Source organism: Marinigracilibium pacificum, assembly GCF_012926615.1.
In the GTDB taxonomy this organism is placed as follows: Bacteria; Bacteroidota; Bacteroidia; order Cytophagales; family Cyclobacteriaceae; genus Mangrovivirga; species Mangrovivirga pacifica.
The window spans coordinates 1-1,949 of sequence record NZ_JABBNU010000025.1 but is presented as its reverse complement, the minus strand read 5'-3'; the positions used below and the strand labels follow the sequence as shown (position 1 = coordinate 1,949).

At 32.0% G+C, this 1,949-nt stretch carries 1 protein-coding gene; it reads left to right on the top strand.

Annotated features, from left to right (window positions below):
• The first annotated feature begins 135 nt into the window (after positions 1-135).
• Entirely contained in the window at positions 136-1,659 is a 1,524-nt protein-coding gene (locus HH304_RS21050; protein ID WP_169685274.1) for a P-loop ATPase, Sll1717 family, read from the top strand.
• Positions 1,660-1,949: the final 290 nt, after the last annotated feature.

Sequence of the window (1,949 nt, the reverse complement as noted above, 5' to 3'; positions counted from 1 at the left end):
TAACGATTTAGGTCTGGATTATCATAACTGGAAATATCTGCATATTGAACAAAAAAATAAAAGAAACAGCTAACACTATGTAAAAATGCATTAAAACGCATTTTACATAAGTACGTTGGGCTTAATTAAAAAGAAATGACGAAAAAGGAATATATTGAGAGTCTAGGTCTAAATGAAAACCCTTTCCAATATACAAATGCAGATAAAGAAGCAGATCTAATTGATCAGTATTTCATTTATCCTGATTATTTTGAAGATGTTTGGGGAGACATTGAAGCACCAGTCTCTAATATTATTTATGCACCTAGAGGAGGAGGTAAAACAGCTCAAAGAGTAATGATTGAGAAAAGAGCCGCTGATTTTGATGAAGTTCTTACTGTAACATATACTGATCATGATTTATCAAACTTTAAATCCATTGATGAAGTAGGTCTATCTTATCATCTAGAATATTTAAACAGATTATTACTTTTATCTTTTTTCAATAGATTACACTCATTGGACGATTTTGATTACATCTATGAATTCGATTTTTCAGAAAGGCAATATATATACAAACTTTGTCGAATTTATTTGTTTGATACCCCTGCATCATTTCCGAAGCAAGCAATAAACTCTTTGAAAACAATTGAAGATCATGCTTTTGATATTTGGAAAAGGTTTAAAGGACCGATTAGTGATGTAATAAAAGCTATATCTAAGGCAAAGGGAGCAGAAATAGATATTTCAAAAATTGAATTAGATAAGAAACTACAAATGTCTCATAAGGACAACTTCTTAAATATTAAGGAGCTGTTGAGTAGATTAGGCATTTCAACTATATACATTTTAGTTGATAAAGTTGATGAACAAAGCTTAACCGGAAATGATCCAAAAGCCAGCTATATTTTTATTGCTGAGTTAATAAAGGATTTAGAGTTGTTGGAGACTGATGGAGTAGGGTTTAAGTTCTTCTTGTGGGATGCTTTAAAGCCATATTGCACAAAAGATGCACGCCCAGATAGGTTATTTTCTTTTACATTAAAGTGGGAGTATTCTCAAATCAGAACAATGCTTAATAAAAGATTAGAGGCATATAGTTCGAAAAGAATCAATGATGCATTGACGCTATTTGATAATAAAAAAGGCTTAGGTAGAACCATACTTTTTTCTGAATTTTCACCTAGAGATTGTATTAGAATTTGTAATCGTATTTTATCAGAACAATTAAAGCATAATGAAAAGTCCAAAGTCTTTCAGCTAAGAGTTGTAAACGATTCTATAGACATATTTTGCAAGGAAAAAGTATCTGAATTTTTACAAAGTGATAGTAATATAAAGCATCTTGCAAAGGTAAATGGTGCTTCATTCTCAATTGAGGAGTTAGTTACAAAAAAAGTAGCTTCTGATTCACCAGCTGTAAGAAATATTATTAATCCTTGGACTTCATCGGAACTATTAAAGAAAATTGGATTAGTAAATAGAAAAGGAAAAAAAGCTGTTAACGAATATGCTTTTATGGATATTAGAATGGCTCGATTTGCATGCAATGCCATGGATATGGAGTCTTTTATAGATAATAAAGTCAGACGTTGCAAAACTGAAACTTGTAAAACTTTTGCCTATAGAGATTTTGAGAAAAAGATTTATACATGTCTTGAATGCGGAACAGAACTTTAAAAACTAAGCCCAATAACTAAGCATTCGAGTGGCCGATAGGCCTATACTTGAATGCAGTGTTGACAAGTCCGGTGCTTGAAAATGTTACTATGGGTAAATCGACGAGAGTGTAGAGGGTATTAGCTGGTTTTTCTCTCTGTCTTACTCTTTAATTCATTGATAACACGGCTTTCTGGTTCAATAACTTCTACTTCCTAAACCACAATCAGTGTCTGTTTATGGTTTTTAGTTTCCTTTGGACATAGTGATCCCTTACGTCCGATGGCGTTACTTTGATTATTGGGTTAATA

What these genes read in the sequence shown, in the direction of transcription:
- HH304_RS21050 (WP_169685274.1), top strand. Translation starts at nt 136, where the DNA reads ATGACGAAAAAGGAATATATTGAGAGTCTAGGTCTAAATGAAAACCCT.